The 4231-nt window shown below is 65.6% G+C and carries 8 protein-coding genes; 7 read left to right on the top strand and 1 reads right to left on the bottom strand.

The features are described 5' to 3' along the window. The first annotated feature begins 41 nt into the window (after window positions 1-41). From A5712_RS04485 to A5712_RS04465, 5 genes are all read left to right on the top strand, one after another. Window positions 42-332, top strand: a complete 291-nt coding sequence (locus A5712_RS04485) for a hypothetical protein (protein WP_068101900.1) — start codon at window positions 42-44, stop codon at window positions 330-332. Window positions 333-454: 122 nt separating this feature from the next. Beyond that, on the top strand, window positions 455-757 hold the full coding sequence (locus A5712_RS04480) for a hypothetical protein (protein ID WP_068101898.1): 303 nt from the start codon (window positions 455-457) through the stop codon (window positions 755-757). A 109-nt stretch (window positions 758-866) separates the two neighbouring features. Then, a complete protein-coding gene (locus A5712_RS04475) occupies window positions 867-1214 on the top strand; it encodes a DUF732 domain-containing protein (RefSeq protein WP_068101896.1) in 348 nt (115 codons plus the stop codon). A 93-nt stretch (window positions 1215-1307) separates the two neighbouring features. Then, on the top strand, window positions 1308-1808 hold the full coding sequence (locus tag A5712_RS04470) for a hypothetical protein (RefSeq protein WP_068101894.1): 501 nt from the start codon (window positions 1308-1310) through the stop codon (window positions 1806-1808). A 75-nt stretch (window positions 1809-1883) separates the two neighbouring features. Continuing rightward, complete coding sequence (locus A5712_RS04465) at window positions 1884-2168, top strand: hypothetical protein (RefSeq protein WP_068101892.1); 285 nt, start codon at window positions 1884-1886, stop codon at window positions 2166-2168. Between the two features lie 21 nt (window positions 2169-2189). On the opposite strand, the gene A5712_RS04460 is transcribed toward A5712_RS04465, so the two are convergent. After that, a complete protein-coding gene (locus tag A5712_RS04460) occupies window positions 2190-2579 on the bottom strand; it encodes a hypothetical protein (protein ID WP_068101890.1) in 390 nt (129 codons plus the stop codon). Window positions 2580-2645: 66 nt separating this feature from the next. On the opposite strand from A5712_RS04460, the gene A5712_RS04455 reads away from it, so the two are divergent. Continuing rightward, window positions 2646-3089, top strand: a complete 444-nt coding sequence (locus A5712_RS04455; protein WP_156766411.1) for a hypothetical protein — start codon at window positions 2646-2648, stop codon at window positions 3087-3089. 146 nt (window positions 3090-3235) lie between these two features. Then, window positions 3236-4231: PE family protein (locus A5712_RS04450; protein WP_156766410.1), on the top strand; the 996-nt coding region annotated here is incomplete at its 3' end.

Raw genomic sequence — 4231 nt, 5'->3', positions numbered from 1 at the left:
TGGCCCGCCACCGCCGCCGCCGCCTCCGTAAGCTTCCGCTCGTGGCATATGACGTTCACATCCGAACCGCCGACGGCGGTGTCCAATACCCCAACGCATTCAGCTACGACATCAAAGACGGGATCCTGATGGTCGAGGTCGGCGACGACGTCGACCATGCGGACAAGATCTACTTCTCGCCGGGCTATTGGCAGCAATACGTGGTCGACCCATTCGGCGACGACCCCCTCGACCTGGAACTCGATGTCTTCGACGACGAAGACGAAGACGAGGACTACGAAGACGAAGACGACGACGTCGAAGAAGACCACGACGAGGAAGCCGACGAATAGCCGTCGCCTGACTTGGTGACGTCGGTCACCTTGCCTCCGATTTGGGCAGCCCTGCCGTCGCTCCGGTGTTGCACGGGGCGGTTGTCGCATCAGACGGCCACCCGGATCGGAGCGAGGCAGACATGGGGCACATCACGACCACGACCGGTGGACACCACGGGACCCGCGACCTGGAGGCCGCCGCGTTTTGGATCTTCGGCGGCATCATCCTGTTGGTCGCCTTCGGCGACGCGGTGGCGGTCTTGGCCGTCGCGGTCGCGGTGGTGGCGTCGTTCGCGTGGATGTTCCGCAAAATTGAGCACCGCTGGGGCCGACACGACGTCCACCCGGCCCCGGTGACCCAGCTTCGCTCGGAGTGGGCGGGGCAATTAGACGCGAAACAGGCTCCGGCACAAGCGTTGTCGCACCACCCGCACGCCGCGTAGGTAATCGCTTTAAAAGCCGACTATTCAACTCTTCATAATCTGCTTTTTCCCGGCTGTCCTCTATTCTTCTACGGCAACCTCAACGCCGAGGAGAAAGAGAGCGCATCAAATGTCCTCACTTCGCTGGCTCGCCGCGCTGGCCATTCCCGTCGTGACCGGCGCCGCCCTGGTCTCCGGCGCGGCGATCGCGACGGCGGATCCCGTTGACGACGCCTACCTCACGCAACTGCGTGCCGCCGGCTTCAGCTGGCCGCCGGACCACGACGAGGCCCTCACCGCGATGGGCCGGCTCATCTGCGACGATCTCGGGTGGGGTTGGACCTACGACCAGATCGCCCAAAACATCCACGCCACTTTGGACCCGAGGAACGTCACGCTCGGGGAGATCGGATCCATGGTGAGAATCGCGCACGCGACCTATTGCCCGCTGCAGCAGTGCTGGGCCGCTCATTGCTAAGCGGTCCCTTTTCCGGCGTGAAATAAAGGTATAGAAGGGGTATATGCACTTCGCTCTAGTTCCGCAGTTGCCGCGAACTGAGAGGAGAAGCCGATGACCTTAAATGGTCTGAGCGGACTAGTTGGTTTGTGTGGCGCGCCGCTCGCAATCGCCCTGTCGTTTGCCCCGGCCGCATCCGCCGACGCCGCGTCGTGGAACGGCACCTACGCGATCACGTTCATGGTCGGCCCGAAATCCGGGACCAGCATGGCGGTCGGTGACCCCGAGGTGCAGCACACCGATACCTACGGGTTCCGCTCGAGCTGTTCGAGCGGAAAGTGCGTCGCCACCATCGTCAGCGGCCCCCCGCCAAGCAACCCGACGGTTCCGCAACCGGTCCAATTCACCTGGGACGGGTCGTCCTGGACGCAGGTCAGCGATTTTCAATGGGACTGCATGATGCCCGACACCAGCATCCAATGGAACCCGGCCCATTCCACCGTGCGCTACACGCCGCAGCCCGACGGGTCGCTTTCCGGCGTCATGCACACCGAGATCCTCAGCGGCGCGTGCCAGGGCACCATTGACATGGATATGAAGGCCGAGCGTGCGTGACACGCTAAGCCGTTGCGCTGCAATGCAATTTGCCTAATCCTTTGTCTTCGGCATGCGCGGCGATACGATGCGAGCATGCGTGTTACCTATTGTGCTGCGGCGGTAAGCGTGGCTATCGCGCTGCTGGGAGCGTCGCCCGCCCACGCTGATTACAGCGGTTTCACTCGTTGCGTGGGCGGCATCAAGCAACTCCCGCTGAATGAACCGGACCCCCAAAACTTCCAGCGCGTTGGAGTTATCGAGCAGGACCTCAAATCTGGTGTTTCCCCCGCCGCGGAGGCTCAGAAAGTAGCGGGGATGGGATTCGACCAGCAGACGGCCACCACGATTGTGCAGTGCATCATCGAGGAGAATCCGTAGTCGCGACGCTTTGAAGGCAATTCAGTCGGTCTTGTGCCAGGTTTGGCAGCTTCGCGTCAAGAACGCTTTGTCGGTCGGCGCGATCATCACCACCTGAGGACCGGTGCCGATGTCGCTATCGATGATGTGGGTGGAATTGAGACTGCTCAGCCGCGCCCAATAGCAGTCGGATCCTCCTTCAGGGCTGGGACCGCCCGAGCGATAGGTGCCCGCCACGATGTCGATGCCGACCCGATAGGTGCCGTCGGTTTCGATGACGGTCCTGGGGGCGAACGGTGGCGGGGGAGCGGTCACGGTGACTGTCTTGGTGATTTCCACCGCGGACGTGACCGTCGTTGCCGTCTTGCCGGACCCGCCGCAACCTGCGAGAACAATCGCCGCGCCCGCGATCGCGAGTTTCCTGCCCTGCATTGAAGGAGGGTAAGCAACCGACTGATCGGGCCGCCACGCGGGCCGTCGCGGTGTCAAGCTAAACGCGTGTCGTGGGCTGATCTACCGGCCGCCCGAAGTCTTGCTACGGCGGCAACCTTCGCCGCCGTAGCTGTCGGGGCGGCCGCTCCCGCGTCCGCCGGTCCCGCGATGAGCGGCCACTACCTCAAGACCACCACCGATCCCTCGGGCGGCCGCACTTTTACCGAGAACTGGTACTTCACCCCCTGCGGTGACGGGTGCGCCGACATGACGAGCCCGACGTCCGGCGTCAGCGGCCGGGCGACGTTGGTGGATGGTCAGTGGACGCTTGATAGCACCGAGGACATCGTGTGCAAGGGCGGTGTCACTGAAGGCAACGCGGCGAACGCCCACTACACGTGGGATCCGAACACCCTTGCCGGCACGGTCCAAGTCGTCCAAAACCGGGGCATCTGCGACCATCCGCCACAGTCATATGCCTTGAGCTTCCGACTCACGAAGGCGCCGTGAGGTACTCGCGTCCTGGGTCGTGGCGTTCTGAGCCTCACCGATATGAGTAAGGCTTTCGCCCACCGGTTGTCGAAAGAGTAGTCGCCTACTCATACCGATCCCCGAGGAAGACCGCATCCTGAGTGGGCGGCCAAGGAGGTAGCGAGATGTCCTGTGTGATTGCCGACCCAGGGATGATGACGGCCGCGGCAGGTGACTCGGCAGCCATCGGCTTGAACGTCGACGCCGCCCACATAGTCGCGGCCGCACGGACGACTGCAGTCATACCCGCCGCCGCCGACGAGGTATCGGCGGCGATCGCGGCCCTGTTTTCCGCCCACGGCCAGGAATATCAGTCGCTGAGCGCACAGGCGGCTGCGTTTCAGGACCAATTCGTGCGGGTCTTGGCCGCGGGCGCGGGCTCGTACGCCGCTGCTGAAGCCGCTAATGTCTCACCGCTGCAGACCTTGGAAGACGAGGTGCTCGGCGGGATCAATGCGCCCTTCCTGACGCTGTCAGGGCGCCCGCTCATCGGCGACGGCGTCGATGGCGCGAACAGCACTACCCCCGGAGTCGCTGGCGGCAAGGGCGGGGATGGCGGATGGATTTTGGGTAACGGCGGCAACGGTGGGTCCGGCGGGGCTGGCGCGGCCGGTGGGGCCGGCGGGTCAGCGGGCCTGTGGGGCCACGGCGGTAACGGCGGGGCCGGCGGCAACGCCGTCACCCCCGGAGGGGCCGGTGGCAACGGCGGGGCCGGCGGGGCCAATGGGCTGATCGGCGGGGGTAACGGCGGGGCCGGCGGGAGCGGCGGGAACGGCGCAGCCGGCCCCGCCGCCTCGACAGGGCCTTTCAACGGCGGGGCCGGCGGTAACGGCGGGGACGGGGGCGCCAATAGGCAGTGGCTGCCGCTCGGCGGGCACGGCGGCGCCGGCGGGCACGGCGGCGACGGCGGCACCGGCGGGAACGACTTGGGCGGCATCTTGAGTGGCGGCCAGGGCGACCAGGGTGGCCACGGGGGCGCTGGCGGAGCCGGCGGCAACTCCACTGTCACTGGAACCAACGGCAGCGGCGGCGACGGGGGCGCCGGCGGACGCGGCGGCGACGGCGGCGCCATCACGATCGATCAGCCGACTCCTTACGGGTGGAAGGTCGGAGGCGGTGGT

The organism is Mycobacterium sp. E2327 (assembly GCF_001672675.1).
GTDB lineage: Bacteria > Actinomycetota > Actinomycetes > Mycobacteriales > Mycobacteriaceae > Mycobacterium.
This window is presented reverse-complemented; position numbering and strand designations above follow the sequence as displayed.